The organism is Pseudomonas sp. Irchel 3H3, assembly GCF_900187635.1.
Lineage (GTDB): Bacteria > Pseudomonadota > Gammaproteobacteria > Pseudomonadales > Pseudomonadaceae > Aquipseudomonas.
Genome location: NZ_FYEC01000017.1, coordinates 1 through 26,005, shown reverse-complemented (window position 1 = coordinate 26,005; position 26,005 = coordinate 1). Strand labels below are relative to the sequence as shown.

Annotated in this window: 25 protein-coding genes; 15 read left to right on the top strand and 10 right to left on the bottom strand. The window is 61.6% G+C overall.

The genetic code is table 11. From position 1 onward, the window contains the following. Positions 1–21: 21 nt before the first annotated feature. Positions 22–927, bottom strand: a complete 906-nt coding sequence (locus CKW24_RS18195) for a LysR family transcriptional regulator (protein WP_095169552.1) — start codon at positions 925–927, stop codon at positions 22–24. A gap of 164 nt (positions 928–1,091) precedes the next feature. On the opposite strand from CKW24_RS18195, the gene CKW24_RS18190 reads away from it, so the two are divergent. From CKW24_RS18190 to CKW24_RS18145, 9 genes are all read left to right on the top strand, one after another. Beyond that, positions 1,092–2,582 (top strand): aldehyde dehydrogenase family protein, encoded by a 1,491-nt coding sequence (locus CKW24_RS18190; RefSeq protein WP_095169551.1) that lies wholly within the window; start codon positions 1,092–1,094, stop codon positions 2,580–2,582. Between the two features lie 89 nt (positions 2,583–2,671). Then, complete coding sequence (locus tag CKW24_RS18185; RefSeq protein ID WP_095169550.1) at positions 2,672–3,955, top strand: FAD-binding oxidoreductase; 1,284 nt, start codon at positions 2,672–2,674, stop codon at positions 3,953–3,955. A gap of 363 nt (positions 3,956–4,318) precedes the next feature. Next, entirely contained in the window at positions 4,319–5,452 is a 1,134-nt protein-coding gene (locus CKW24_RS18180; protein ID WP_095169549.1) for a branched-chain amino acid ABC transporter substrate-binding protein, read from the top strand. A 229-nt stretch (positions 5,453–5,681) separates the two neighbouring features. Further along, positions 5,682–6,596, top strand: a complete 915-nt coding sequence (locus tag CKW24_RS18175; protein ID WP_095169548.1) for a branched-chain amino acid ABC transporter permease LivH — start codon at positions 5,682–5,684, stop codon at positions 6,594–6,596. A gap of 3 nt (positions 6,597–6,599) precedes the next feature. Further along, a complete protein-coding gene (gene livM, locus CKW24_RS18170; RefSeq protein ID WP_095169547.1) occupies positions 6,600–7,907 on the top strand; it encodes a high-affinity branched-chain amino acid ABC transporter permease LivM in 1,308 nt (435 codons plus the stop codon). Then, entirely contained in the window at positions 7,900–8,772 is an 873-nt protein-coding gene (locus tag CKW24_RS18165; protein ID WP_095169546.1) for an ATP-binding cassette domain-containing protein, read from the top strand. Before livM ends, CKW24_RS18165 begins: the two co-directional genes overlap by 8 nt. After that, on the top strand, positions 8,769–9,485 hold the full coding sequence (locus CKW24_RS18160) for an ABC transporter ATP-binding protein (RefSeq protein WP_095169545.1): 717 nt from the start codon (positions 8,769–8,771) through the stop codon (positions 9,483–9,485). The genes CKW24_RS18165 and CKW24_RS18160 overlap by 4 nt, the downstream gene beginning before the upstream one ends. A gap of 751 nt (positions 9,486–10,236) precedes the next feature. Further along, positions 10,237–11,004 (top strand): SDR family oxidoreductase, encoded by a 768-nt coding sequence (locus CKW24_RS18150; protein ID WP_095169544.1) that lies wholly within the window; start codon positions 10,237–10,239, stop codon positions 11,002–11,004. Positions 11,005–11,102: 98 nt separating this feature from the next. Beyond that, positions 11,103–12,011 (top strand): cation diffusion facilitator family transporter, encoded by a 909-nt coding sequence (locus CKW24_RS18145; RefSeq protein ID WP_095169543.1) that lies wholly within the window; start codon positions 11,103–11,105, stop codon positions 12,009–12,011. Between the two features lie 36 nt (positions 12,012–12,047). Here the strand turns inward: CKW24_RS18145 and CKW24_RS18140 are convergent, their stop codons facing one another. The 7 genes from CKW24_RS18140 to CKW24_RS18110 form a co-directional block, all read right to left on the bottom strand. Then, positions 12,048–13,181, bottom strand: a complete 1,134-nt coding sequence (locus tag CKW24_RS18140) for an AGE family epimerase/isomerase (RefSeq protein WP_095169542.1) — start codon at positions 13,179–13,181, stop codon at positions 12,048–12,050. 55 nt (positions 13,182–13,236) lie between these two features. Next, positions 13,237–13,809, bottom strand: a complete 573-nt coding sequence (locus CKW24_RS18135; RefSeq protein WP_095169541.1) for a HupE/UreJ family protein — start codon at positions 13,807–13,809, stop codon at positions 13,237–13,239. 37 nt (positions 13,810–13,846) lie between these two features. Next, positions 13,847–14,461 (bottom strand): urease accessory protein UreG, encoded by a 615-nt coding sequence (gene ureG / locus CKW24_RS18130; RefSeq protein ID WP_095169540.1) that lies wholly within the window; start codon positions 14,459–14,461, stop codon positions 13,847–13,849. 24 nt (positions 14,462–14,485) lie between these two features. Further along, a complete protein-coding gene (locus tag CKW24_RS18125) occupies positions 14,486–15,160 on the bottom strand; it encodes an urease accessory protein UreF (RefSeq protein ID WP_095169539.1) in 675 nt (224 codons plus the stop codon). Next, positions 15,157–15,657: an urease accessory protein UreE gene (ureE, locus tag CKW24_RS18120; RefSeq protein WP_095169538.1), complete on the bottom strand. Its 501-nt coding sequence runs from the start codon at positions 15,655–15,657 to the stop codon at positions 15,157–15,159. Before ureE ends, CKW24_RS18125 begins: the two co-directional genes overlap by 4 nt. A gap of 201 nt (positions 15,658–15,858) precedes the next feature. Continuing rightward, positions 15,859–16,491 carry a TetR family transcriptional regulator gene (locus CKW24_RS18115; RefSeq protein WP_095169537.1) on the bottom strand — a complete coding sequence of 211 codons (633 nt, stop codon included), beginning with the start codon at positions 16,489–16,491 and terminating at the stop codon, positions 15,859–15,861. A 168-nt stretch (positions 16,492–16,659) separates the two neighbouring features. Further along, positions 16,660–17,001, bottom strand: a complete 342-nt coding sequence (locus CKW24_RS18110) for a hypothetical protein (RefSeq protein ID WP_095169536.1) — start codon at positions 16,999–17,001, stop codon at positions 16,660–16,662. A 388-nt stretch (positions 17,002–17,389) separates the two neighbouring features. Between CKW24_RS18110 and CKW24_RS18105 the strand changes: the two genes are divergently transcribed. After that, positions 17,390–19,459: an AsmA family protein gene (locus CKW24_RS18105; protein ID WP_095169535.1), complete on the top strand. Its 2,070-nt coding sequence runs from the start codon at positions 17,390–17,392 to the stop codon at positions 19,457–19,459. A 65-nt stretch (positions 19,460–19,524) separates the two neighbouring features. On the opposite strand, the gene CKW24_RS18100 is transcribed toward CKW24_RS18105, so the two are convergent. Further along, positions 19,525–20,055, bottom strand: coding sequence for a bacterioferritin (locus tag CKW24_RS18100; protein WP_095169534.1), 531 nt, complete (start codon positions 20,053–20,055; stop codon positions 19,525–19,527). Between the two features lie 238 nt (positions 20,056–20,293). On the opposite strand from CKW24_RS18100, the gene CKW24_RS18095 reads away from it, so the two are divergent. Then, the gene (locus CKW24_RS18095; protein ID WP_095169533.1) at positions 20,294–21,184 is read left to right on the top strand and encodes a triacylglycerol lipase; all 891 of its coding nucleotides are present in this window, start codon (positions 20,294–20,296) and stop codon (positions 21,182–21,184) included. A 10-nt stretch (positions 21,185–21,194) separates the two neighbouring features. Here the strand turns inward: CKW24_RS18095 and CKW24_RS18090 are convergent, their stop codons facing one another. Next, complete coding sequence (locus tag CKW24_RS18090) at positions 21,195–22,070, bottom strand: DMT family transporter (protein WP_095169532.1); 876 nt, start codon at positions 22,068–22,070, stop codon at positions 21,195–21,197. A gap of 96 nt (positions 22,071–22,166) precedes the next feature. Here CKW24_RS18090 and CKW24_RS18085 point away from each other — a divergent pair, with 96 nt between their 5' ends. From CKW24_RS18085 to CKW24_RS18070, 4 genes are all read left to right on the top strand, one after another. Continuing rightward, the gene (locus CKW24_RS18085) at positions 22,167–22,949 is read left to right on the top strand and encodes a helix-turn-helix transcriptional regulator (RefSeq protein WP_095169531.1); all 783 of its coding nucleotides are present in this window, start codon (positions 22,167–22,169) and stop codon (positions 22,947–22,949) included. 226 nt (positions 22,950–23,175) lie between these two features. Further along, on the top strand, positions 23,176–24,075 hold the full coding sequence (locus tag CKW24_RS18080) for a hypothetical protein (protein ID WP_143501232.1): 900 nt from the start codon (positions 23,176–23,178) through the stop codon (positions 24,073–24,075). Positions 24,076–24,208: 133 nt separating this feature from the next. Next, the gene (locus CKW24_RS18075; RefSeq protein WP_095169529.1) at positions 24,209–24,514 is read left to right on the top strand and encodes a PsiF family protein; all 306 of its coding nucleotides are present in this window, start codon (positions 24,209–24,211) and stop codon (positions 24,512–24,514) included. 127 nt (positions 24,515–24,641) lie between these two features. After that, positions 24,642–25,655 (top strand): AI-2E family transporter, encoded by a 1,014-nt coding sequence (locus CKW24_RS18070; protein ID WP_095169528.1) that lies wholly within the window; start codon positions 24,642–24,644, stop codon positions 25,653–25,655. The last annotated feature ends 350 nt before the right edge of the window (positions 25,656–26,005 follow it).

Below are 26,005 nucleotides of genomic sequence, written 5' to 3'. Positions count from 1 at the left end.
CCATTGTTGGAGCGGCCCTCATCAGTTGGCTGCCGGGGTATCGATCTGCTCCAGCATCCACTTCACAAAATCCCGGACCTTGGGCACCTCCGCCGAGTGTTCCGGGTAGGCCAGGTAATAGGCGTCACTGCTGGGCATTGCATGCTGCCAGGGAATGACCAGCTTGCCGTCGGCCAGTTCTTCTGCCACCAGGAAACGCGGCAACAGGGCCACGCCACAGCCGACTTGCGCGGCGCGGATGCACATGTAGAACGTCTCGAAGCGTGGCCCGTGGTAGCTGTGTTCGGTCTGGTAACCCTGGCAGTCGAACCAGTCGTGCCAGGCCTGGGGCCGCGAGGCATTTTGCAGCAACACCAGGTCGGTGAGCTGGGTCGGGTCCGTGAAGGGGTGGTCCGGCAGGCTGCCGGGCGCACACACCGGGACCAGTTCTTCGCCGAACAGTTTCAGGCACTCAGTGCCCGGTCGAGAGCCCTGGCCGAAGTAGAACGCCAGGTCGGCACGGCCTTGCAGCAGGTCGTCGGCTTCCTGTTCGCTGCACAGGTCCAGATGAATCTGCGGATGGCGCAGGCGCCAACCCTTGAGGCGAGGCACCAGCCAGCGGGCACCAAAAGTAGGCGGGGTGGACACCCGCAAGACTTCTGTCTCGCCACCGTAGGAGCGCAGGTAGTGGGTCGACATTTCGACCTGGGTAAGGATTTTTCGGACTTCAACCAGGTACAGATCCCCAGCCGGGGTCATTTGCAGGCGCCGCCGGACCCGGCGAAACAGCAGGTGCTGCAACAGCTCTTCCAGTTGCGCCACCTGTTTGCTCACTGCGCTCTGAGTCAGGTTCAACTCTTCGGCGGCGCGGGTGAAGCTCAGGTGGCGGGTGACCGCTTCAAAGCACTGCAGGGCAGTGATCGATGGCAAGTGGCGTTTATTCAGCATGGGTGGTCCCTTTGTTCTTGTTGCAACGCGTTGCATGAATAAACGGAATGATATCTCGCCTAATCGTCGTTTGTTGGCTCGTCTGTGTAGCGCTACAACTACAGGCCTGATCAGCCGACTTGCTGCGGCTGCGAACTTTCCGTTTTTTGCTTGAGGAGTGACCCATGGTTGCCGCATTGCTTGATCGTTTGGGGGTAAACCCGGCCCTGTACCAGAATGGCAAACAGCCCGTGCATTCACCAGTCGATGGCAGCCAGATGGCCTCGGTGAACTGGGAAGGTGCCGCCGAAGTCGAGCAGCAGGTCAGTCGTGCCGAGCATGCATTCGAATTGTGGCGCAAGGTGCCAGCGCCGCGCCGCGGTGAGCTGGTGCGCCAGTTCGGTGAGGTCCTGCGTGAATACAAGGCCGACCTGGGCGAGCTGGTGTCCTGGGAAGCCGGCAAGATCACTCAGGAAGGTCTGGGTGAAGTGCAGGAAATGATCGACATCTGCGACTTCGCCGTCGGTTTGTCCCGCCAACTTTATGGCTTGACCATCGCCTCCGAGCGCCCGGGCCACCACATGCGTGAAACCTGGCATCCGCTGGGCGTGGTCGGGGTGATCAGTGCGTTCAACTTCCCGGTCGCGGTCTGGGCCTGGAACACCACGCTGGCGCTGGTGTGCGGCAACCCGGTGATCTGGAAGCCGTCGGAGAAAACCCCACTCACCGCACTGGCCTGCCAGGCGCTGTTCGAACGAGTGCTGAAGAATTTCAGTGATGCACCGCCCTACCTCAGCCAGGTGATCATCGGCGGCCGCGATGCCGGTGAAGCGCTGGTGGACGACCCGCGTGTAGCCCTGATCAGTGCCACCGGCAGTACCCGCATGGGCCGCGAAGTGGCGCCGAAGATCGCCGCCCGTTTCGCCCGCAGCATTCTCGAACTCGGTGGCAACAACGCGATGATCCTCGGCCCAAGCGCCGACCTGGACATGGCGGTCCGGGCCATCCTGTTCAGTGCCGTCGGCACTGCTGGCCAGCGCTGCACCACCTTGCGCCGGCTGATTGCCCACGAATCGGTCAAGGAAGAGATCGTCACCCGTCTCAAGGCCGCCTATTCCAAGGTGCGCATTGGCCATCCGCTGGAAGGCAACCTGGTCGGGCCACTGATCGACAAACACAGTTTCGACAACATGCAGGACGCCCTGGAGCAGGCCCTGAGTGAAGGCGGCCGAGTATTCGGCGGTAAGCGCCAGCTCGAGTCGCAGTTCCCCAACGCCTACTACGTCTCGCCAGCCATCGTCGAAATGCCCGAGCAAAGCGACGTGGTGTGCAGCGAAACCTTCGCGCCGATCCTCTACGTGGTTGGCTATAACGACTTCGCCGAAGCGCTGCGCCTCAACAACGCTGTACCGCAAGGCCTGTCGTCGTGCATCTTCACCACTGACGTACGTGAAGCCGAGCAGTTCATGTCGGCGGTGGGCAGCGATTGCGGGATCGCCAACGTCAACATCGGCCCGAGCGGTGCGGAAATCGGCGGCGCGTTTGGCGGCGAGAAAGAAACCGGCGGCGGCCGCGAGTCGGGCTCCGATGCGTGGCGCGGTTACATGCGACGCCAGACCAACACCGTCAACTACTCGCTGGAACTGCCGTTGGCCCAGGGCATCACGTTCGATTAAGCAGCGGCCAGCTACAAGCTGCGAGCTTCAAGCAAACTGGCTTGCGGCTTGTAGCTTGCGGCTCGTAGCTGCTCCGACAGGAGCTTGCAATGCCGTTACGCGAAGAATGCTTATGGGAAAAACTGACGCCGCAACGGCCTGACCGGGCGGCGCTCAAGGGCGAGGTGCGGGCCGATGTCTGCGTGATCGGCGCCGGCTTCACCGGCTTATCGGCGGCCGTGCATTTGCTGGAACAGGGCAAGAGCGTCTGTGTACTTGAGGCTCAGCGCTGCGGCCAGGGCGGTTCGGGGCGCAACGTCGGGCTGGTGAACGCCGGCATGTGGATTCCCCCGGACGAGATTGAAGAGGGTTTTGGCGAAGTCGTCGGCAGCCAGCTCAATCGTATGCTCGGCGCGGCCCCCGCGCTGGTGTTCAGCCTGATCGACAAGTACCGCATCGACTGCCAGTTGCGCCGTGAGGGCACGCTGCACATGGCCCACAACCGTACTGGCGAAACCGATCTGCGCAGCCGCGAAGCGCAATGGAAACGTCGCGGCGCCCCGGTCGAACTGTTGACCGGAGCGGCCTGCGAGCAAGCCACCGGGACCAGGAAAATCGCCGCCGCGCTGCTTGATCGCCGCGCTGGCACACTCAATCCAATGGCCTACACCAGTGGCCTGGCCAAGGCCGCCGCCGACCTGGGTGGCCAGTTGTTCGACCACTCAGCGGTGACCCGGCTGGAGCGCCAGGGCCAGCTGTGGGCAGTACACACCGCCGAGGGCGCGGTTCTCGCCGAACAGGTAGTGATCGCTTCCAACGCCTACACCGAGGGTGACTGGACCGAGCTGCGGCGTAACTTTTTCCCGGGTTACTACTACCAGGTCGCCTCGGCGCCCCTGACCGAAGAAGCCGCGCAGCAGATCCTGCCAGGCGGCCAGGGCTCCTGGGACACCCGCCAGGTCCTGAGCAGCATTCGCCGTGACCAGGACGGTCGCCTGTTGCTCGGCAGCCTGGGCAATGGCAACCGCAAGCCCGCCTGGTTCCTCAAGGCCTGGGCCGATCGTGTGCAGCAACACTATTTCCCCTACCTCAAGCCGGTGGACTGGGAGTGCACCTGGACCGGCTGCATCGCCTTTACCCCCGATCATCTGATGCGCCTGTTCGAGCCAGCACCCGGCCTGGTCGCCGTCACTGGCTACAACGGCCGTGGAGTGACCACCGGTACCGTGGTCGGCAAAGCCTTCGCCGACTACCTGTGCCACGGCGATCCGCAAGCCTTGCCGATTCCCTTCGCACCCATGCAGCCAGTGCTGGGCGTGGGTTTGCGCAGTTGCCTGTACGAAACCGGGTTCTCCCTCTATCACGCGGGCCAGTGCCTGCGGATTGTCATTTAAACAAGGGAATTTGCCCTTGGGCGCGGCACTTTCGGCGGTAACGTCTAGCCTGTAATGGTGCGGGTTGTAGCAGTCCCGCACCAGCAGTGTGCAGTTCGGTGACGCGGGCTGTTACAGGTTGGTTGCACGTCGTTTCTGCTGACGGTTGCAATGGTGGCACGCGAAGGTTTCACCCTTAAAAAATAACGGTTTCACCTTCTGCGATCTAGACGGTTGCACGCCCAATGAAAATGGGCCCAAAACTGTCGAAAAAACAATAAGGCAGCGACTTGCTCAAGAATAAAAAACCGATGGCACGGCCCTTGCTCTGAGCATTCAGTGAAGTTGCAGTGCCAACTAAAAAAAACCTTGGAGCACCACCTCATGTCCCAGACGTTTTACAAGAAAGGCTTTCTGGCCCTCGCAGTGGCTGCTGCGTTGGGTGTTTCTGCGTTTGCTCAGGCCGACCTCAAGATCGGTGTAGCGGGTCCGATGACGGGCGCCAACGCGGCATTTGGCGAGCAGTACATGAAGGGTGCACAGGCAGCGGCCGACGCCGTGAACGCCGCAGGCGGCGTGAATGGCGAGAAGATCGTACTGGTCAAGGGCGATGACGCCTGCGAGCCAAAACAGGCAGTGACGGTCGCCAAGGACCTCACCAACCAGAAAGTTGCCGGCGTGGTCGGTCACTTCTGCTCCTCCTCGACCATTCCAGCCTCGGAAATCTACGACGAAGCCGGGATCATCGCGATCACCCCGGGTTCCACCAACCCACAGGTCACCGAGCGCGGCCTGAGCGCCATGTTCCGTATGTGCGGGCGTGACGACCAGCAAGGCATCGTGGCCGGCGACTACATCGTCGATGTGCTCAAGGGCAAAAAAGTCGTAGTGCTGCACGACAAGGACACCTACGGCCAGGGCCTGGCGGACGCAACCAAGGCCCAGTTGGTAAAGCGCGGCGTAACGCCGGTGCTGTATGAAGGCCTGACCCGCGGCGAAAAAGACTTCAGCGCCGTGGTCACCAAGATCCGCGCGGCCGGTGCCGACGTGGTGTATTTCGGCGGCCTGCACCCGGAAGCCGGTCCACTGGTCAAGCAACTGCGTACCGAAGGCCTGAAAGACGTCAAGTTCATGTCCGATGACGGCATCGTCACCGACGAGTTGGTCACCACCGCTGGCGGCCCGCAATACGTCGACGGCGTGCTGATGACCTTCGGCGCCGACCCACGCATGCTGCCAGAGAGCAAGACGGTCGTGGATGCCTTCCGCAAGGCCGGCACCGAGCCTGAAGGCTACACCCTGTACGCCTACGCTTCGGTCCAGGCCCTGGCGGCAGGCTTCAACGGCGCCAAGTCGAACAAAGGCGAAGACGCCGCCAAGTGGCTCAAGGCCAACCCGGTCAAGACCGTGATGGGCGAGAAGACCTGGGACGCCAAGGGCGACCTGAAAGTCTCCGACTACGTGGTCTACCAGTGGGACAAGGACGGTAAATATCACCAGCTGGAAAAACAGAAATAACGGCACTTGATCAAGCGGACGCCACATTCCCTGTGGGAGCGGGCTTGCCCGCGATGACGGCCTGACAGTCGACAACTCTGTTGAATGATCTACCGCTATCGCTGGCAAGCCAGCTCCCACAAGGGGGCTGCGGTGGCCTGTCTGACATTACTGCGACGTAAATCTGTATTTTCCTTAGAAGAACCGCACCCCGACAAGGGTGCGGGTTCTCACTGCGTGAGATAGCGTTATGGATGGTATTTTCCTGCAGCAACTGGTCAATGGCCTGACCCTCGGGTCGGTCTATGGCCTGATCGCCATCGGCTACACAATGGTCTATGGCATCATTGGCATGATCAACTTCGCCCACGGCGAGGTTTACATGATTTCCGCTTACCTCGCGGCAATCAGTCTGGCACTGCTGGCTTACTTCGGTATCGAATCCTTCCCGCTGTTGATGCTCGGCACGTTGATCTTCACCATCATCGTTACCGGGGTGTATGGCTGGGTCATCGAGCGTGTCGCCTACAAACCGCTGCGCAACTCGACCCGCCTGGCACCGTTGATCAGTGCCATCGGTATTTCCCTGATCCTGCAAAACTATGCACAAATCAGCCAAGGCGCCCGCCAACAAGGGGTTCCGACACTGCTGACCGGTGCCTGGCGCGTGGACATCGGTGACGGGTTCGTGCAACTGACCTACACCAAGATCTTCATCCTGGTCGCGGCATTCGCCGGCATGGCGCTGCTGACCTACGTCATCAAGTACACCAAGCTCGGCCGCATGTGCCGTGCCACCCAGCAAGACCGCAAGATGGCCTCGATCCTGGGGATCAACACCGACCGGGTGATTTCCTACGTGTTCATCATCGGTGCAGCGATGGCGGCCCTGGCCGGCGTGCTGATCACCATGAACTACGGCACCTTCGACTTCTACGCAGGCTTCGTCATCGGCATCAAGGCCTTCACCGCAGCGGTCCTGGGCGGTATCGGCTCACTGCCCGGGGCGATGCTCGGCGGAATCATCCTGGGCATTTCCGAGTCGTTGTTCTCCGGTCTGGTCAACTCGGACTACAAGGACGTCTTCAGCTTCTCGCTGCTGGTGCTTGTTCTGGTCTTTCGGCCCCAAGGCCTGCTCGGCCGTCCTCTTGTGTCGAAGGTGTAAGCGATGTCTTCAACCCATAAAAAATCCATTGATGTCAAAGAAAGTGTGGTCGACGCGATTCTTGCCGGCCTGATTGCCCTGATCGTCTTTGGCCCCATTGTCGGGGTCGTGCTGGATGGCTACAGCTTCAACCTGGAACCCAAGCGCGTTGCCTGGATCATTGCCGTGGTCATGGCCGGACGTTTCGCCCTGAGCCTGTTCCTGCAGTCGCCCAAGGGCCGGCGGATCCTCGAAGGTTTCGAGTCCACCGGCTCCGGCGTGCACGTGCTGGCGCCGGACTACAAGTCGCGGCTGCGCTGGATCATCCCGCTGTTGATCGTCATCGCCGTGGTCTTCCCGTTCTTCTCCAACTCCTACTTGCTGGGCGTAGTGATCCTGGGCCTGATCTACGTGCTGCTGGGCTTGGGCCTGAACATCGTGGTTGGCCTGGCAGGGCTGCTCGACCTGGGCTACGTGGCCTTCTACGCCATCGGTGCCTATGGCCTGGCGCTGGGTTATCAATACCTGGGGCTGGGTTTCTGGACGGTGCTGCCACTGGCGGCGATCACGGCCGCGTTGGCCGGCTGCATCCTCGGTTTCCCGGTGCTGCGCCTGCACGGCGACTACCTGGCCATCGTGACCCTGGGCTTTGGTGAAATCATTCGCCTGATCCTCAACAACTGGCTGTCGCTGACGGGCGGTCCGAACGGCATGGCTGCACCGCTGCCAACCTTCTTCGGCCTGGAGTTCGGCAAGCGCGCCAAAGAGGGTGGGGTGCCGTTCCATGAGTTCTTCGGCATTGCCTACAACCCGGACGTGAAGTACTACTTCATCTACGCCGTGCTGTTCCTGGTGGTGCTGGCAGTGCTGTACATCAAGCACCGCCTGACCCGCATGCCGGTCGGCCGCGCCTGGGAGGCCTTGCGCGAAGATGAAATCGCCTGCCGTTCCATGGGCCTGAACCACGTGCTGGTGAAGCTCTCGGCGTTCACCATCGGTGCCTCGACCGCGGGCCTGGCCGGGGTGTTCTTTGCCACCTACCAGGGCTTCGTCAACCCGACCTCGTTCACCTTCTTTGAGTCGGCACTGATCCTGGCGATCGTGGTGCTCGGCGGCATGGGTTCGACCATCGGCGTGGTGATCGCCGCGTTCGTGCTGACCGTGGCCCCGGAGCTGCTGCGCGGCTTCGCCGAGTACCGGGTGCTGCTGTTCGGCATCCTGATGGTGTTGATGATGATCTGGCGACCGCGCGGCCTGATTCGGATCAGCCGTACCGGTGTGACTCCACGTAAAGGTGCCATTGCGTATGAAAGAGGGCAGCGCCATGAGTGAAGTCGTACTCTCGGTAGAAAAACTGATGATGCACTTCGGCGGCATCAAGGCCCTCAGTGACGTCAGCCTCAAGGTCCATCGCAACTCGATCTTTGCCCTGATCGGCCCCAACGGTGCCGGCAAGACCACCGTGTTCAACTGCCTGACCGGCTTCTACAAGGCCTCCGGCGGCAAGATCGAACTCAATACCCGTGGCCAGGCTACCAACGTCATCCAGTTGCTGGGCGAGTCCTTCAAGGCCAGCGATTTCGTCTCGCCGAAAAATTTCGCCAGCCGGCTGTACTACAAGATGTTCGGTGGCACTCACCTGGTGAACCGCGCCGGCCTGGCGCGCACGTTCCAGAACATTCGCCTGTTCAAGGAAATGTCGGTGCTGGAAAACCTGCTGGTGGCCCAGCACATGTGGGTCAACCGCAGCCTGCTGGCTGGGATCCTCAACACCAAGGGCTACCGCAAGGCCGAAAGCGATGCGCTGGACTGCGCGTTCTATTGGCTGGAAGTGGTTGACCTGGTGGACTGCGCCAACCGCTTGGCCGGTGAACTGTCCTACGGCCAGCAGCGCCGCCTGGAAATCGCCCGGGCCATGTGCACGCGGCCGCAGATCATCTGCCTCGACGAACCGGCCGCCGGTCTCAACCCTCAGGAAACCGAAGCGCTGAGCGCGATGATCCGGCTGCTGCGCGACGAGCACGATCTGACCGTGGTGCTGATTGAACACGACATGGGCATGGTAATGAGCATTTCCGACCACATCGTGGTGCTGGACCACGGCAACGTGATCGCCGAGGGCGGACCCGAAGCCATTCGCAACGACCCGAAAGTGATCGCCGCCTACCTGGGTGCCGATGAAGAGGAGCTGGTATGAGCCAACCGATTCTCGAACTCAAGGAGCTGGACGTGTTCTACGGGCCAATCCAGGCCCTGAAAAAAGTCTCGCTGCACATCAACGAAGGCGAAACCGTGAGCCTGATCGGGTCCAACGGTGCCGGTAAATCGACCCTGCTGATGTCGATCTTCGGCCAGCCCCGGGCCGCTGACGGGCAGATCATCTACCAGGGGGTGGATATCACCCACAAGTCGTCCCACTACATCGCCTCCAACGGCATCGCGCAGTCGCCGGAAGGACGGCGGGTATTCCCCGACATGACCGTCGAGGAAAACCTGCTGATGGGCACCATTCCCATCGGCGACAAGTACGCCAGCGAAGACATGCAGCGCATGTTCGAGCTGTTCCCGCGACTCAAGGAGCGTCGGACCCAGCGGGCCATGACCATGTCCGGTGGCGAGCAGCAGATGCTCGCCATTGCGCGTGCCTTGATGAGCCGGCCCAAGCTGTTGTTGCTCGATGAGCCGAGCCTGGGGCTGGCGCCGATCGTGGTGAAGCAGATCTTCGCCACCTTGCGCGAGCTGGCCAAGACCGGCATGACCATTTTCCTGGTCGAGCAGAACGCCAACCATGCCCTGCGCCTGTCGGATCGCGCCTATGTGATGGTCAACGGGCAGATCCGCCTGACCGGTACCGGCAAGGAGCTGCTGGTGAACGAAGAGGTGCGCAACGCTTACCTTGGCGGTCACTAGACCGGCAAGCGGCAAACCAGCGCCCTGACGGCTCCGGCCTTCAGGGCGTTTTTTTTGTTGTTTTGGAGGCGTGATCGTGGACTTTCGGGGTTAAACGGAAAATGTGGAAAACAATATTCAACAGCTGTCAAAGCGCGACATAAAGACGCTGCAAATGGCTGTTTTTCCACAGTTTTGACTTGTCCCCGTTTGCTGTGGAACTGGCTGTGGGTAACGTGGGTGCAACTCGCTGCGGGCCTTTGTTTACGTGGCTTGCAAGCTTGTGGTTGATTTTTGTACAGCGGCTTTTGCATGGCCGTGAGCCTGGATTGTCAACCTTTTTATTGGCCGCCGGATGCAGGCGAAAATCGCCCTCGCAGCCTGTGGATAAGTCTGTGGTTAAACTCTGGAAAGACTTCGCAAAGCAGCGAATTTGCTGGCTTGAAGCCATCGCCAATTTGACCGGCCGGTCGGGTTCAACCCGGGAGGGCGACACGTGGGGCGGCCTCGGTCAAGCAAAAAACTTTTCAATCTGCCCGCAAAGCCTTGTGGATAGCGGTGCCCAGGCTTTTGCACTTGCCCCCAAAGATTGTGGACGGGGCTGTGGATAAGGTGCGTGCAGTTGGCTGCGGGCCACGGTCCACAAGGGCTCGGCCGAGTTGGTTGTTTTTTGTCCAGAAAACCCGAGGTTGCCCCTCGGAACGTGGCCGGGCATGCTGCCGCTAGTTAATCGATTTCAAGGCTGTGGATCAGCCCAATCCAGGAGAGCACGATGTCCAACACCCTGTTTATTACCGGCGCCACATCCGGTTTTGGTGAAGCCTGCGCCCGTCGTTTTGCCGAGGCTGGCTGGAAACTGGTGCTGACGGGGCGTCGTGAAGAGCGTCTGAATGCCCTGTGCGCCGAATTGTCGAAGCAGACCGAGGTCCATGGCCTGGTGCTCGATGTGCGGGATCGCCAGGCGATGGAAGCGGCCATTGCCAACCTGCCGCCGTCCTTTGCCACGCTGCGCGGGCTGATCAACAACGCCGGCCTCGCCCTGGGCGTGGACCCGGCACCCAAGTGCGACCTCGACGATTGGGACACCATGGTCGACACCAACATCAAGGGCCTGATGTACAGCACGCGTCTGTTGTTGCCCCGCCTGATCGCCCACGGTCGTGGCGCCGGGATCATCAACCTGGGCTCCATCGCCGGCAACTACCCGTACCCGGGCAGCCACGTGTATGGCGCGAGCAAGGCTTTCGTCAAACAGTTCTCGTTGAACCTGCGGTGCGATCTGCAGGGCACTGGCGTGCGTGTCAGCAACATCGAGCCGGGCCTGTGCGAAAGCGAGTTCTCGCTGGTGCGCTTTGCTGGCGACCAGGCGCGCTACGACGCGACCTATGCCGGGGCTGAGCCGATCCAGCCGCAAGACATTGCCGACACCATCTTCTGGGTGCTCAACGCGCCGGCGCACATCAACATCAACCGCCTGGAACTGATGCCCGTGAGCCAGACCTGGGGTGGCTTTGCGATTGATCGTAACGCCAAGGGGTAAGACGCAGGCGCCGATTCGGCCAAAACAGGGCATAAGGTACACTCCTTGTTGAAACCCCCACCGCATGTCGCGGTTGTCCGGGTTCACAAGGAGGCCATGTGAGTAACCGAGGTGAGCAGGCACTGCTCAAGCAATCGACCGTCCTGATGTTGGCCGTGGCGATCGCCGGGATCGTCACGGGTTTTGTTTCCGGGTCCCAATCCATCCTGTTCGATGGTTTCTTTTCGTTGATCGCGACCTTCATCAAGGTCCTGATGTTGATCACCGCCAAGCTGATCGCCAAGCAAAGCAATCAGCGTTTCCAGTTCGGTTTCTGGCACCTGGAGCCCATGGTGCTGTTGATTGAAGGCAGCTTCCTGCTGCTGATTGCGATCTACGCCTTTCTCAACGGTGTGTTCGGCATCATCAACGGTGGCCGCGAGATCGAGTTGGGTTTGGTGATCGTCTATGCGGCGGTGTTTACCGTTGTCGAGTTCGCCTATTTCTTCTACATCCGTCAGCGCAATCGCGCGCTCAAGTCCACGTTGATCCAGTTCGACAACATCAGCTGGCTGGTGGATGCAATGCTATCGGTGGGCTTGCTGGTGAGCTTTCTCACGGCGCTGCTGCTCAAGACCCAGGGGTATGGCCAATGGGCGCTGTACGTCGACCCGCTGATCCTGATCCTGCTGGCCTTGAGCATGCTGGCGCCGGCCTGGAAGATCCTGCGCCCGGCGCTGCGCGATGTGCTGGGGATTGCCCCTGATCAACTGGATGACAAGGTGCGCCAGGTAATGGACGCGGCCAAGGCCGAGCACGGTTTTGCCGACTATGTCAGCTACGTGCAGAAACACGGGCGGGCGCGGTTTATCGAGATTCACGTGGTGTTGCCGGTGGATTACCGGCTGGAGGGCGTGGCGACGCTGGATGCCCTGCGTGAGCAGATTTCGGCGCAATTGGGCAAGCCGGATGCCGCGCGATGGCTGACCATCAGCTTTACCGCTGATCCGAAGTGGATTGCTGGCTGACGACCGAGGCGATTTGTCGCGAAAGCGGTGTTTAGCTCAACCCAGATACTCAGCCAACCCGCGATAACAGGTCGCCAGGTGGTAGGGCGTGGTCGACGGCATATCCTGGCGGCTGACGGTACCGCTGGCGTCCAGGCATTCGTGCCAGCCGCCGGCGTGCAGGAAACGTTGCTGCAAGGCTTGTAACTGGTGCAACAGCGCAGCCTGGCTGGCCGGGCGCAAGGTCAGGGCACGCAGGTATTCGGCCTGGGCCCAGATGCGCTGGGTGGCATCGCGCGGCTGTTGACCCTCCACCAGGTCGAGCATGGCGGCGACGGCCCCAGTCTGCGGCTCCACCCCCCGTTGTTCGGTGAAGGCGAAGGCGCGGTCCAGCGAAGCATGCAGCGCCGAGCCGCGCAGGGTCGGCGAAGCGTCCAGCAGGAAAAACCATTCGAACTGATGCCCCGGCTCAAACCAGTTATCCACAGCCCCCAGCGGCTTCTCCATCATCACCCCGTGCTGCGGGTCGATGAAGTGCTGCTGCATGGCGGCGCACAACGCCTTGAGTGTCGCCTCGACGGCCAGGTCCTCGCGCACCGCCAGGGTGGCCAGGAAGGCTTCGGCCAGGTGCATCAGCGGGTTTTGCAGGGGGCCTGCGCCGAGTGACGACCAGTTGCGGTCCAGGCTCGCTTCGTACAGGCCGTTGCCAGTGGCGAAGTGCTGGGCCAGCACCTGCAGGGCGGCGTTGAGCACCGACTCCACCAGCGGCTCACGCACCTTGGCCCAGTAATGGGCGCAGGCGAAGAGGATGAAGGCGTGGGTGTAGAGGTCCTTGCGCTGATCCAGCGGTGCACCCTGGGGGTCGATGCTGTAGAACCAGCCGCCATGCTCGCTATCATGAAAGTGCTGTTGCAACGAACGGAACAGCGCCGCAGCCCGCTCCTCGGCCGCCGGCACTTCACCGATCAGGCTGGCGAACAGGTACAACTGGCGCGCGCAGGCCATGGCCCGATAGCGCTGGGGCGGCAATGGCTGGTGCCGGGCATCCAGGGCTTCGTAGGGCAATGCCATCTGCGCATTCCAGCCCGGACCCTGCCACAGAGGCACGATCACGCCGCGAAAATGCTGCTGCACAGTGGCAAACAGTGCGGTCAGTTCAGGCTGGGAGGCGGAGCGGGGAGCATCGGGCATTGGCTGGCGTCGTCACGGCAGGAGTGTTTGCGCGACATGGTAGCAGCTGCCCCCCTTACCCCGCGAGCAGCCAGGCCCCGGTCGCCGCCGATGCTGCACCGGCCAGGCGTACCAGCGGCGCGGCGGCTTGTGGCAACACGCGCACCAGGGCGTACCCGGCAGCATGCAGGCTGGCGGTGGCAATGACGAAGCCGCCGGCGTAGGTCCAGGGGCTGGACATCTCGGGTAGCTCCAGGCCGTGGGCCACGCCGTGGAACAGGGCAAACAGGGCGGTCGCGCCAACGGCCAGGCTCAGGGCTGGTCGCACCGCGAGCGCCACCGCCAGGCCCAGCGCCAGCACCGAGGCCGCAATGCCGCTTTCCAGGGCCGGCAGGCTCAAGCCCTCGAACCCAAGAAATCCGCCCAGCAGCATGGTGCCGACGAACGTGCAGGGCAGTGCCCAGCGTGCGGCACCTTGTTGTTGCGCAGCCCACAAACCGACGGCGAGCATCGCCAGCAGGTGATCGAGGCCGCCGATGGGATGGCTGATGCCGGCCAGTAAGCCATTGTCGCCATGGCCCGGGTGAGCGAAAGCGAGGGCCGGGGTGAGCAGCAGGGCCGCGGCGGCAAATAGGCGTTTGAGTGTCATGGATAGGCTTCCTTTGCGAGTGTCTTGTGGATAACTGTCAGGCCGCGGTCAGCAGGCCCTGGCGTTCAATGAAGGCAATGATCTGTTCCAGGCCCTGGCCGGTTTTCTGATTGCTGAAGACAAAGGGTTTGCCGTTGCGCATGCGCTGGGTGTCGCTGTCCATCAGGCTCAAAGAGGCGCCCACCAGTGGGGCCAGGTCGATCTTGTTGATCACCAGCAGGTCGGACTTGCAAATCCCCGGCCCGCCCTTGCGCGGCAGCTTGTCACCCGCCGAAACATCGATCACGTAGATGGTCAGGTCGGACAGCTCGGGGCTGAAGGTCGCCGACAGGTTGTCGCCGCCGGACTCCACCAGGATCAGGTCCAGTCCCGGAAAGCGCCGGTTCAGTTGATCGACCGCCTCCAGGTTGATCGAGGCGTCTTCGCGAATCGCCGTGTGCGGGCAGCCACCGGTCTCCACGCCAATGATCCGCTCCGGGGCCAGCGCTTGGTTGCGCACCAGGAAATCGGCGTCTTCGCGGGTATAGATGTCGTTGGTCACCACCGCCAGGTTGTAGCGCTCACGCAGCGCCAGGCACAGGGCCAGGGTCAGGGCGGTTTTGCCGGAGCCGACCGGGCCGCCGATACCGACACGCAGAGGTTGTGTGTTCATGTGATTCTCCAAAAATGACCGGCCCTAGGAACGGAACAGGCGGCTGTACTGGCGCTCATGGGCCATGCACGCCAGGGATAGACCGAACGCGGCGCTGCCGAGGTGTTCGGGATTGATTCGGCTGGCGTCCTGCTGCGCCTGTTGCAGCAGCGGCAGCAATTGGCTGGTCAGGCGCTGCGCCGCTTGCTGGCCCAGCGGCAGGGTTTTCATCAGCACCGCCAGCTGGTTTTCCAGCCAGCTCCACAGCCAGGCCGCCAGGGCGTCCTGCGGGGCGATGTGCCAAGCGCGGGCGGCCAGCGCCCAGCACAGGGCCAGATGGGGCTCGTGGCAGCGCTCGAGAAACGCTCGGGCAGGTGGGTCCAACTCCGGCAAGCCGCTGAGCAGTTGTTGCAGGGAGTAGCCCATCTGCCGGCTTTCCTGGTGCAGCTCGCGGGTTTCGCGGCTGGCGCGGTGCTGCTCACAGAGGCTCGACAACTGCGGCCAGTCTGCGCTGGCGGCAGCGTTGCAGTGGGCGAGCAGCAAGGGCGCTTCAAAGCGTGCGAGGTTGAGCAGCAACTGGTCGCTGATCCAGCGCCTGGCGGTCGACGGGTCGCTGACGCGGCCGTTGTCCACTGCCATTTCCAGGCCTTGGGAATAGCTGTAGCCGCCAATCGGCAACTGTGGACTGGCCAGGCGTAGCAGCGCCCAGGCGGGATTCACAGGCGTACGCCGAACTGATGCAGTTTGGGGGCGTAGTTGAAGTCTTCGTCGCCGTGGCGCGAATGGTGATGGCCGCCACCGTAGGCACCGTGCTCCGGCTGGAACGGCGCCTCGATACTGACGGTGCGGGCGCCTAACTGCTCGAGCATGGCCTTGAGCACATAGTCGTCGAGCAGGCGCAGCCAGCCATCGCCCACTTGCAGGGCGACGTGGCGATTACCCAGGTGATAGGCCGCGCGGGTCAGTTCAAAGGCGTTGGCGCAGGTGACGTGCAGCAGTTGTTCAGGGCGGGCGCAGACCCGCACGATGCGACCGTCCTCGGCCTTCAGGCATTCACCGTCGAACAGGGGTGGCTGGCCGCGCTCCAGAAACAATCCGACATCTTCCCCCGCGGCACTGAAACAGCGCAGGCGGCTTTTGCTGCGGGCCTCGAAGTTCAGGTGCAACTCGGCGGCCCAGAGGGGTTGAGGGTCGATTCTGCGATGAATCACCAGCATGGCAAACTTCCGGCAAAGGACAATGCAGGGTTTAGAGCAAGGGGCTTGCCAACAGGAATGGTTGCAGGAAATTTCCTCGGCTAGCCCGTGAATGCTAGAAAGTGGTGCGGGGCCAGGGGGGATGGTGTGGCGTGGTTTGGTGCGCGAGGGCGTGCGGACGCACCTTTTTGTCGCGCGATCAGGCGACGGGGCCCGGCGGGCTTATTCGGTGCTGCCCAACCCCTGCCAATGCTTGAGGCCGATAAAGATGAAGCGCAATTGTTGGGTGATCTTCGCCTGTGGGGTCAGATGCTCGGGCAGTGCTTCGAGGGGGGGGTCGATAATGTCGGGCAGGGTGGCGAATACACTCTTGACGATCAGGTCCGCCATCACCGACAGGCCGGCCAGGTCAAGGTGTTGCAGCTTGGGCATCAAAGCCAGGTCCGCTGCGAGGTCGGCACTGATGTTCTCGCGCAATTGGCCAATGGCCAGGCGCACCGGCAGGGAGCCACCGTACTGCTCGCGGGCCAGGAACAGGAATTGCGAGCGGTTGGCGGCCACCACGTCGAGGAAGATACGCACCGAGGCATCGATGATCCCGCCCATGACGAACTCGTTGTGGCGCACCAGGCGAATGGTCTCGCGGAAGGTCTGGCCAACTTCGCTGACCAGCACCAGGCCCAGTTGGTCCATATCGGCAAAATGCCGATAGAAGCCGGTGGGGACTATGCCGGCGGTTTTCGCTACTTCGCGCAGGCTCAGGCTGCCGAATCCTCGGCCGCACTCCATCAGGTGGCGGGCAGCGTCCATCAGGGCATTGCGGGTCTGTTGTTTCTGTTCGGCGCGGGGCAGCATCAGGCGGCTGACTTCTAATCAGGGACAGCGGCGCACTCTAGCAAATCAGCTTTGCTGGCGTCGAACTTCAGTGGCAGGAGACAGCAAGGGCGTAGCGGGGCGTTGCGGTTGACGCAAAGTCAAAGCCCGACTCCAGGGAATCGGGCTTTTTTCAGGGCCACCATGGGCTCAGCTCACTGCACTGTTGCGTTCGATGACACGGTCACCACCACCTTCGGCAACAACTTGGCCTTGTGGGGTACGGTCGTAGCCATCTTCAACCAGGCCTTTCTCTTCCAGGCGATCACGGCCGCCTTCGGCAACGGTCTGGCCTTGTGGGGTGCGGTCGTAGCCATCGGCGGCGATTTTGTTGCGTTCCAGCAGACGGTCGGAACCACCTTCGGCAACGGTCTGGCTGAACACCGAGTGTTCGGCTTTGGCTTGTGGGGTGGCTTGCTCGGCCGCTGGCAATGCAAAAGCGTTAGCGGCGAGGAGGGAAAGGGTCAGGCTCAGCAGTAATTGGCGTTTCATGGTCGGTTGCTCCGTGTGGGGGCGATAAAGTGGGTACGGAGCCAATGCTACTCTCGATAAGTCGATATAAAAGTTCATAAAGACAATGGTAATAATCAACAGAATTGATTGTTCTGCCGAGCGCCTCTAGAACGCGGGTTTGCGGGGAACGTTTCAGCAGCGGATTGGGTATTTTCGACCCGCTTGTGCGCCGTCAAAGTGCGACCCAGGTAACAGGATTCTGGCGACTCGGTCAGGAAAAAAGCGGCTATTTAGCGCTGAATCGGGTTTTTGGTTAAACCTGCGGGCCATTTGCCAGTCGTAGTTTTCATAGTGGTCGATTTATGGCCTAGGATTTTTATCGAGCGTCGCGGTCCGGGCGCCGAGCAGTCATCAGGAGCTTTGTGCAATGACGCGCACCCGTAAAATTCTCGCCTGGGTCTTTGCCAGCCTCGTGTTGTTGATCGCCGTGTTGGTGTTGGTCATCGCGTTCTTCGACTGGAACCGGATCAAGCCGCCGCTCAATGCCAAGGTCTCGGAGGAGTTGCATCGGCCCTTTGCGATCAATGGCAACCTGTCGGTGGTGTGGCAGCGCGAACTCGACGAGGGTGGCTGGCGCGCCTGGGTGCCATGGCCGCATGTGGTGGCCGAGGACCTGAGCCTGGGTAACCCGCACTGGTCCAAACAACCGCAGATGGTCAGCCTCAAGCGCGTCGAGCTGCGGATCTCGCCGCTGGCCCTGCTGGCGCAGCGCGTGGTGATTCCGCGCATCGACCTGACCGAGCCCAATGCCCAGCTGCAGCGCCTGGCGGATGGGCGCGCCAACTGGACCTTCACTTTCGACCCCAAGGACCCGAATGCCGAACCTTCCAGTTGGGTGGTGGATATCGGCGCGATTGGCTTCGACAAGGGCCACGTGACGCTGGACGATCAAAGCCTCAAGACCCGCCTCGACCTGCTGATCGACCCACTGGGCAAGCCGATTGCGTTCAGCGATATCGTCGGCGAGAAGACCGCGAAAAAAGCCCAGGACCAGGGGGCGGCGCCGCAGGATTATGCGTTTGCCCTGCAGGTCAAAGGCCAGTACCACGGCCAGGCGCTGTCGGGCCAGGGCAAGATCGGCGGCCTGCTGGCCTTGCAGGACGCCGCCAAGCCCTTTCCACTGCAGGCCCAAGTGCGGATTGCCGATACTCGGGTCGAACTGGCCGGGACCCTGACCGATCCGCTTAACCTCGGCGCGCTGGACCTGCGCCTGAAACTGGCGGGCAGCAGCCTGGGCAACCTTTACCCATTGACCGGCATCACCCTGCCGGACTCCTCGCCCTATGCTACCGACGGTCATTTGATCGCCAACCTGCGGGCACCGGAGGGGGCGAAGTTCCGCTATGAAGACTTCAACGGCACCATCGGCGGCAGCGACATCCATGGCAACCTGGCCTACGTGGCCAGCCAGCCACGACCCAAGCTCAGCGGCGCACTGGTCTCCAATCAACTGCTGTTCGCCGACCTCGCGCCCCTGATCGGCGCCGACTCCAACGCCAAGCAAAAAGCCCGCGGCGGCGACAGCAAACAGCCGGCCGACAAGGTGCTGCCAGTGGAGGAGTTCCGCACTGAACGCTGGCGCGATATGGACGCTGATGTCGAATTCACCGGCAAGCGCATCGTCCACAGCGAGAAACTGCCATTCAATGACCTGTATGCCCACGTGATCCTCAATGACGGCCAGCTCAACCTGCAGCCACTGCGTTTTGGCGTGGCGGGCGGCAAGCTGGACGCGCAGATCCGCCTCAACGGCCAGACCACGCCGCTGGAAGGCCGGGCCAAACTGAGCGCGCGGGGTTTCAAGCTCAAGCAACTGTTCCCGACCTTTGAACCGATGAAAACCAGCTTCGGCGAACTCAATGGCGATGCCGACATAACCGGGCGTGGCAACTCGGTGGCGGCGTTGCTGGGCAGCGCCAATGGCGATCTGAAGATGCTGATCAACGACGGCGCGATCAGCCGTGAACTGATGGAGCTGGCCGGGTTGAACGTGGGCAACTACCTGGTCGGCAAAATCTTTGGCGACAAGGAAGTGAAGATCAACTGTGCGGCTGCCGACTTCGGGATCAAGAGCGGTTTGGCGACCACGCGCCTGTTTGTGTTCGACACGGAGAACGCGATCATCTACATCGACGGCACGGCGAACATGGCCAGCGAACAACTGGACCTGACCATCACCCCCGAGTCCAAGGGCTGGCGGTTGATCTCCTTGCGTTCACCGCTGTACGTGCGCGGCAAGTTCATCAAGCCGGATGCCGGGGTCAAGGGCGTGCCGTTGATGCTGCGCGGCGCAGGGATGGTGGCGCTGGGGGTCATTGCCGGCCCGGCGGCCGGTTTGCTGGCGCTGGTGGCGCCCAGTGGTGGCGAACCGAATCAGTGTGCACCGTTGCTGGAGCAGATGAAGTCGGGCAAGGCGCCGAAGACCGTGAAGGACTGATCTGCGGGTTTGACGAGTGTTGGAGCCTTGTTGTGAGTCGGCACAACAAGGCTGAATAGGCGAGCCTACAAGTCCTTCAGCAAGTCCGCCATGTCGTCGGCATGTTCTTCTTCCTGGGCGAGGATATCTTCGAACAGGCGGCGGGTAGTGGGGTCCTTGTCACCAATGTACTGAATGATTTCGCGATAACTGTCGATGGCGATACGTTCGGCCACCAAGTCCTCGTAGACCATTTCCTTGAGGGTATTGCCGGCGATGTATTGCGCATGGGAGTTTTTCGATAGCAGGTCCGGATTGAATTCCGGTTCACCCCCCAGTTGCACGATACGCTCGGCAAGTTTGTCGGCGTGCTCTGCTTCCTGGGTGGCGTGTTCGAGGAACTCCTGGGCCGCCACCGCAGCCTTCAGGCCATCGGCCATGAAGTAGTGACGTTTGTAACGCAGCACGCAGACCAACTCAGTGGCCAACGACTCATTGAGCAGGCGCAGCACCTCCTCGCGGTCGGCGCTATAGCCTTCGGTCACGGCGCCGTTCTCGACGTGGGTGCGCGCCCGCTGGCGCAGGGTGTTGATATCAGACAACTGTTGCTCACTCATCTCTATCTCCTCGGGCGGATCACTCGGCATCACGCTCTGTTGGCGTGCTCCTTAGGTGTGAGTGATGGGCCGCGAGAAAAGTTTTATCGGATGTTGCGAGCCACGATGACGAGGTTGAGGCGGGCGCGGGGGAATGTCATAGAGTGGTCGTGAAGGCGTCATCCTGGCTGGCGATAGTGATGGCCGACGTCTTGCATCCCCTCCCGGGCTTTCCCATCGATCACAAGGATGTTTGCCCATGTCGCAAGACACTGCCACTCGCTACCCCTTGGTGCTGGTCCCGGGAATGCTCGGGTTTGTTCGCCTGGTGCTGTATCCATACTGGTACGCGATCATCCCGGCGCTGCGGCGGGGCGGGGCCAAGGTGATTGCGGTGCAGGTGTCGCCGGTCAACTCCAACGAGGTGCGCGGCGAAGAGTTGTTGCTGCAGGTCGAGGCGATCCTGCGGGAAACCGGCGCCAGCAAGGTCAACCTGATCGGCCATAGCCAAGGCTCGTTGACCGCCCGCTACGCCGCCGCCAAACGCCCCGACCTGGTAGCCTCGGTGACCTCGGTGGCCGGTCCCAACCACGGCTCGGAGCTGGCGGACTACCTGCACCAGCACTACCCGCCCGAGAGCGCCAAGGGTCGGCTGCTGAGTGCCCTGTTACAAGGCGTCGCCTGGCTGATGGGATTGCTGGAGACCGGCCACCACGTGCGCCGATGGCCAGTGGATGTGCACGCCTCCCACAACTCGCTGACCAGCGCCGGGGTGGCACTGTTCAACCAATGTTATCCACAGGGCTTGCCGCAGACTTGGGGCGGGCAGGGGCCCGAGGAGGTCAATGGTGTGCGTTATTACTCGTGGTCGGGCACCCTGCAGCCGGGTATCACCGATCGTGGCGGCAACCTGATCGACGGCACCAACCGTAGTTGCCGTCTGTTTGCCCGTACCTTCGTCCGCGAGGCCGGGCACTGCGACGGCATGGTCGGGCGCTACAGCTCGCACCTGGGCACGGTCATCGGTGATGATTTCCCGCTGGATCACTTCGACATCGTCAACCAGTCGCTCGGGCTGGTGGGCAAGGGTGCGGACCCGGTGCGCCTGTTTGTCGAACATGCGCAGCGGTTGAAGGCGGCGGGCGTCTAGCTTCAGCCGATCATCTGCGGCCCAGCACCCGGGTCCAGCGTTCGCACACAATCACCCCGCCCAGGGTCAGCGCCCCACCCACCAGGTGGTACAGCGCCAGTTGTTCGTGCAGCACCACGGCGGCAATCAGTGCGGTGATCAACGGCAGCAGGTTGAAAAACTGCGTGGTCCGGCTTGGCCCCAGGCGCACCACGGCCTGCATCCAGGCCAGGGGCGCAACCATCGAGGCCAGCAGGCAGGCGTACAGCACCAGGGGCACATTGTGGAGGGTCAGGCCGGTTTTCGGCGAGGCGACGAACAGCGGAAACAGCACCACCACCGCCACCAGCACTTGCAGGTAGAGCAGCACCAGGGGCGGCAGGCGCAGTTGCCATTTTTTCAACAGGGTGCTGTAGATCGCATAGGCGAGGGTCGCGATCAGCATCATTGCATCCCCCAGGTTGAGCCCATGCTCCAGCAGCGTCGCCATGCTACCGGACGATACCACCACCAGCACCCCGGAAAATGACAGCAGCGCTCCGACCAGCGCCCCGGCGGTCAGGCGCTGACCGAGGCTGATGATGGCCATGGCCAGTGACATCAGCGGCATCAGCGACAGGATGATGCCCATGTTGGTGGCTGAGGTCAGGCTCGCGGCGAAGTACGCCAGGCTTTGATACACCGCCATGCCGAGTACGCCGAGGACAAAGATCTTGCCCAGGTTCGGGCGGATGAGCGGCCAATGCTGCAGCACTGGCTTGAGCATGAACGGGGTGAACAGCAGGCCGGCAAGCAGCCAGCGATAAAAGCCGATCTCGGCGGGGAAGATCGCCCCGGCCGACATTTTGGTGATTACGGTGTTGCCGGCCCAGATGAAAATGGCCAGCAGGGGATAAGCGTATTGCATGAGGACAACCAGAGCATTAATGAGGGGGGATTATCCGCCTGTCTGGATCAAAGCCTATACTTGCATTCAGACAACCTGCCCTTGAATCCGGACAGCATGAGCCGTAAACACATTGATCTGCTGGATTTCAGCGAACTGCCCGCCCCGGTGTACTTTCGTTATGCCGATTTCGACGCGCACCTGTATGCCGCCGCTCACCGCCACCCATGGGGCACGCTGGAGTATTCGGCCCATGGTGTGCTGCACATGGAAGTTGGCGGCAGCCGCTTCATGTCTCCGCCCCAGTATGCGATCTGGGTGCCGCCGCAGACCGAGCACAGTTTCTACAGTGATCAGCCAATCAACTATCGCGCGGTGTGCCTGGCGCCCCAGGTGTGTCGCGAGTTGCCGGCGCAGGCCTGCACGCTGGCGATCAGCGACATTCTCAAGGCGATCCTCAAGGATTTCGCCGCGCGCGATGTGAAAATCCCCGCCTTGGCTGCCGATCAGCGCCTGGCCGAAGTGCTGATAGATCAACTGCACCAGGCGCCGGTTCACAACGGCTATCTGCCCTACGCCCGCAGCGCGGCGTTGTCGGCAGTGCTTGAAGCGTTGCAGGCGGCCCCAGGTGACAACCGCACGCAGGCGCAATGGGCCGCGCACGTGCACATCAGCGAGCGGACGCTGGCGCGTCAATGTCTGCGGGAACTGGGCATGGGTTTCGGCGAGTGGCGCCAGCGCCTGCGCTTTCTTGCCTCGATCGAGGCTCTGGACAGCTCACGCAGCATCCAGGAAATCGCCTTCGATATGGGCTACAGCACGGCCTCGGCCTTTACCGCGATGTTTCAGCGCCAGGCCGGTTGTTCGCCGGAACACTATCGTCGAAACAAAGGATTTTGAATTGTGCGATGGCGCGGGATTTAAAGATTGCGTGTTTACGCATTAGCCAGACGTTTCATACGCGTACGCGCGCGAAAGCCCCTTGGCCATAGAAAGACTCAGGCAAAGTATCGAGCTTTTACCCGAATTGAACGGGCTGTTGACGCCTGAACAGTTTTCCAGCGTGTTGGACAATGCGTTCAGCGAGCAACGAGGGGAACTGTCCACTGCTCAGCGGGAGTTGGCCATGACCGCGCGTTATCTGAAGCAAACCGGGCGTGCCAGTGAGTACGATGCGCTGGCGCAGTCGACGACGGCCGAGGGAGCTCAGTCAGATACCGCAGCAGACCTGTTTAGCTATGCGCAGCTTTTCGATCTGCCGGTGCAGCCAGGCAGAGTGATTGAAGTGGACGCGCCAACCATGGCCAATCTGCAGTTGGCACAACGAACCGTCGCCCGGAGCAAGGAGCTGCTGCCCCTGTCAGGCAATCAAAGGCCGAGCATCTGGGAAAAAGGAGGTTCGGCCATCGCCAAACTGAAAAACCTCAGGAAGATCGACCTGGCGACCGGCCAGGCCACCGCCGAACTGACCATCGGCGAGGCAGCTCAGGCCGCGATAAAAATCATGGGCGGCAACTGCTCGGAAAACTCCAAGGTGACCTTTTCGATTCTGGCCAGCCAGCCAAGATCTGCTGCGGTGCATATTGTCAGGGCCAGCGACTTTGACCACCAATACGTGCTCATCGGTGACCTGAGCAAGCCCGCCGAGTTGGTGGTCGCTGACTCCTGGCCAGAACTGCCCGCTGCACACCTGGCCCAGGAGGGTTGCTTCGGCTTTGATCCTGATCCCGTGATCAGCCTGGAGCCCGGGCCGGCGATTGCCGAGTACAGCTTTATCAATGACACGCCACCAGGTCCTCCGACGTTACCCGCGCGGGGCACCGATGACTCGACCTTGCGTTCAATCAAGGTTGCGAAGTTGCATCAGAAAGGCTCTTACGCCCAATGGACCTCATCGAATGCACTGGGCGCTACCTATCGTGAGCCTGGCGGGCAGCCGGTGTCTTTCGAACGCTTTCGCGCCGAGCTCATTGAGCGCCGAATAAAGGCTTATGAGGAATACGTACAGGCGATTGGCCCCGTCTGACGAGCTGCGAAGCCGGGACCGGGTGGGTTAATCGCGCCCTGACGTTTGCTGCTCCTGGATGAACCTGTAACAGCTGTTGTCTACACTGCAGTTCAAGCTGCGCCCCTCGGCGCAGCAACCAGGAGAAGTCTCCATGAAGATGCTGCGTATCCCGTTGTTGATGGTCGGCTTGCTGCTCTGCTCCCAGGGTTTTGCCGCCACGGCGCAACAGAACAAAATGACCACCTGCAACGCCGACGCCACCACCAAGGCCCTCAAGGGCGACGAGCGCAAAGCCTTCATGAGCGATTGCCTCAAGGCGCAGCCGGCAGCCAATGACGCCAAGGCCCTGACCCCACAACAAGAGAAGATGAAAACCTGCAACGCCACCGCAGCCACCCAGGCGCTGACCGGCGAGGCACGTAAAACCTTCATGAGTGATTGCCTGAAGAAAAAATAAACTACCAGGGCAAATTGGCGGCCAGCGTTCAAGCCAGCGGTGCCGATCGATATCGGCCATCCGCTCGCTTCAAGGGCCGAACGCTGGCAGACTGCCAATCCTTTAACGCCGTTTGTTTTGAGGCTGTATGCCAACGTTTTCTCAGCGTCACGTGTTGCTGGTAGTCAGTTGGGTGATCATTTTTGGTGGTTTGCTGCTGGTCTTGCCCCTGCGGCTGTTGCCCAGCCTGCTGGCCGGGTTGTTGGTCTACGAACTGGTCAACATGCTCACCCCCCAACTGCAACGGCTGATCGAAGGGCGGCGTGCGCGCTGGTTGGCGGTGGCCTTGCTGGGCACCCTGGTGGTCAGTGTGCTGGCGCTGATCTTTGCCGGCGCCTTCAGCTTCCTGTTGCATGAAGCGGAAAATCCCGGGGCGTCGCTGGATAAATTCATGGGCGTGGTCGATAAGGCGCGCGGCCAGCTACCGCCGTTCGTTGACGCCTATTTGCCGGCCAGTGCCGCCGAATTCCGCGTGGCCATCGGTGAATGGCTGAGCAAACACCTGAGCGACCTGCAACTGGTGGGCAAGGACGCGGCGCACATGTTCGTCACCTTGCTGATCGGTATGGTGCTGGGGGCAATCATTGCCCTGCAGCGGGTGCCGGACCTGACCAAGCGCAAACCCCTGGCTGCCGCGCTGTTCGACCGCCTGCACCTGCTGGTCCAGGCCTTTCGCAACATCGTTTTTGCGCAGATCAAGATTTCCCTGCTCAACACCTTCTTCACCGGGATCTTCCTGGCGGTGATCCTGCCGATGTTCGGCATTCACCTGCCGCTGACCAAGACCCTGATCGTGTTGACCTTCCTGCTGGGCTTGCTGCCGGTGATTGGCAACCTGATGTCCAATACCCTGATCACCATCGTCGGCTTATCGCTGTCGATCTGGGTGGCGATGGCGGCGCTGGGCTACCTGATTTTCATCCACAAGCTGGAGTACTTCCTCAACGCACGGATCGTCGGCGGGCAGATCAGTGCCAAGTCGTGGGAGTTGCTCCTGGCGATGCTGGTATTCGAAGCTGCGTTCGGCCTGCCGGGAGTGGTGGCAGGGCCGATTTACTACGCGTATCTCAAGAGCGAGTTGAAGCAGGCGGGGATGGTTTGATCTGCGAGATGTGGGTTGCCTGACCTGACGTCATCGCTGGCATAGGTATCTACACAGCTGTGGTGCGACGTTGCACCTGTGGAGAGAGAACCTGCTTGTGTAGTGACCTCTGGGGTGTTGGATTAGGCGGAGTACATATCCATTTTTGCGGTAACGGCCTCCTATGGTTCCGCCTGACGGCGGCTCACTTTTGAACAGCGCAAAAGTAAGCAAAACGCTCTTACCCCACCACTCGGTGCCTCGCTTAGGCTCGGCATGCCCGTACTCCGACATTGATTTGGGGGGCCGCCGCAATGGGCCATCCCTGGCCCAGTGCGGCTAAACCGGCGTCCTGCCGGTTTACCCCCCAA

Bases quoted from the DNA above. Each gene is read 5' to 3' on its own strand.
- CKW24_RS18195 (WP_095169552.1), bottom strand. From the start codon at position 927: ATGCTGAATAAACGCCACTTGCCATCGATCACTGCCCTGCAGTGCTTT.
- CKW24_RS18190 (WP_095169551.1), top strand. From the start codon at position 1,092: ATGGTTGCCGCATTGCTTGATCGTTTGGGGGTAAACCCGGCCCTGTAC.
- CKW24_RS18185 (WP_095169550.1), top strand. From the start codon at position 2,672: ATGCCGTTACGCGAAGAATGCTTATGGGAAAAACTGACGCCGCAACGG.
- CKW24_RS18180 (WP_095169549.1), top strand. From the start codon at position 4,319: ATGTCCCAGACGTTTTACAAGAAAGGCTTTCTGGCCCTCGCAGTGGCT.
- CKW24_RS18175 (WP_095169548.1), top strand. From the start codon at position 5,682: ATGGATGGTATTTTCCTGCAGCAACTGGTCAATGGCCTGACCCTCGGG.
- livM (WP_095169547.1), top strand. From the start codon at position 6,600: ATGTCTTCAACCCATAAAAAATCCATTGATGTCAAAGAAAGTGTGGTC.
- CKW24_RS18165 (WP_095169546.1), top strand. From the start codon at position 7,900: ATGAGTGAAGTCGTACTCTCGGTAGAAAAACTGATGATGCACTTCGGC.
- CKW24_RS18160 (WP_095169545.1), top strand. From the start codon at position 8,769: ATGAGCCAACCGATTCTCGAACTCAAGGAGCTGGACGTGTTCTACGGG.
- CKW24_RS18150 (WP_095169544.1), top strand. From the start codon at position 10,237: ATGTCCAACACCCTGTTTATTACCGGCGCCACATCCGGTTTTGGTGAA.
- CKW24_RS18140 (WP_095169542.1), bottom strand. From the start codon at position 13,181: ATGCCCGATGCTCCCCGCTCCGCCTCCCAGCCTGAACTGACCGCACTG.
- CKW24_RS18135 (WP_095169541.1), bottom strand. From the start codon at position 13,809: ATGACACTCAAACGCCTATTTGCCGCCGCGGCCCTGCTGCTCACCCCG.
- ureG (WP_095169540.1), bottom strand. From the start codon at position 14,461: ATGAACACACAACCTCTGCGTGTCGGTATCGGCGGCCCGGTCGGCTCC.
- ureE (WP_095169538.1), bottom strand. From the start codon at position 15,657: ATGCTGGTGATTCATCGCAGAATCGACCCTCAACCCCTCTGGGCCGCC.
- CKW24_RS18115 (WP_095169537.1), bottom strand. From the start codon at position 16,491: ATGCTGCCCCGCGCCGAACAGAAACAACAGACCCGCAATGCCCTGATG.
- CKW24_RS18110 (WP_095169536.1), bottom strand. From the start codon at position 17,001: ATGAAACGCCAATTACTGCTGAGCCTGACCCTTTCCCTCCTCGCCGCT.
- CKW24_RS18105 (WP_095169535.1), top strand. From the start codon at position 17,390: ATGACGCGCACCCGTAAAATTCTCGCCTGGGTCTTTGCCAGCCTCGTG.
- CKW24_RS18100 (WP_095169534.1), bottom strand. From the start codon at position 20,055: ATGAGTGAGCAACAGTTGTCTGATATCAACACCCTGCGCCAGCGGGCG.
- CKW24_RS18095 (WP_095169533.1), top strand. From the start codon at position 20,294: ATGTCGCAAGACACTGCCACTCGCTACCCCTTGGTGCTGGTCCCGGGA.
- CKW24_RS18090 (WP_095169532.1), bottom strand. From the start codon at position 22,070: ATGCAATACGCTTATCCCCTGCTGGCCATTTTCATCTGGGCCGGCAAC.
- CKW24_RS18085 (WP_095169531.1), top strand. From the start codon at position 22,167: ATGAGCCGTAAACACATTGATCTGCTGGATTTCAGCGAACTGCCCGCC.
- CKW24_RS18080 (WP_143501232.1), top strand. From the start codon at position 23,176: ATGACCGCGCGTTATCTGAAGCAAACCGGGCGTGCCAGTGAGTACGAT.
- CKW24_RS18075 (WP_095169529.1), top strand. From the start codon at position 24,209: ATGAAGATGCTGCGTATCCCGTTGTTGATGGTCGGCTTGCTGCTCTGC.
- CKW24_RS18070 (WP_095169528.1), top strand. From the start codon at position 24,642: ATGCCAACGTTTTCTCAGCGTCACGTGTTGCTGGTAGTCAGTTGGGTG.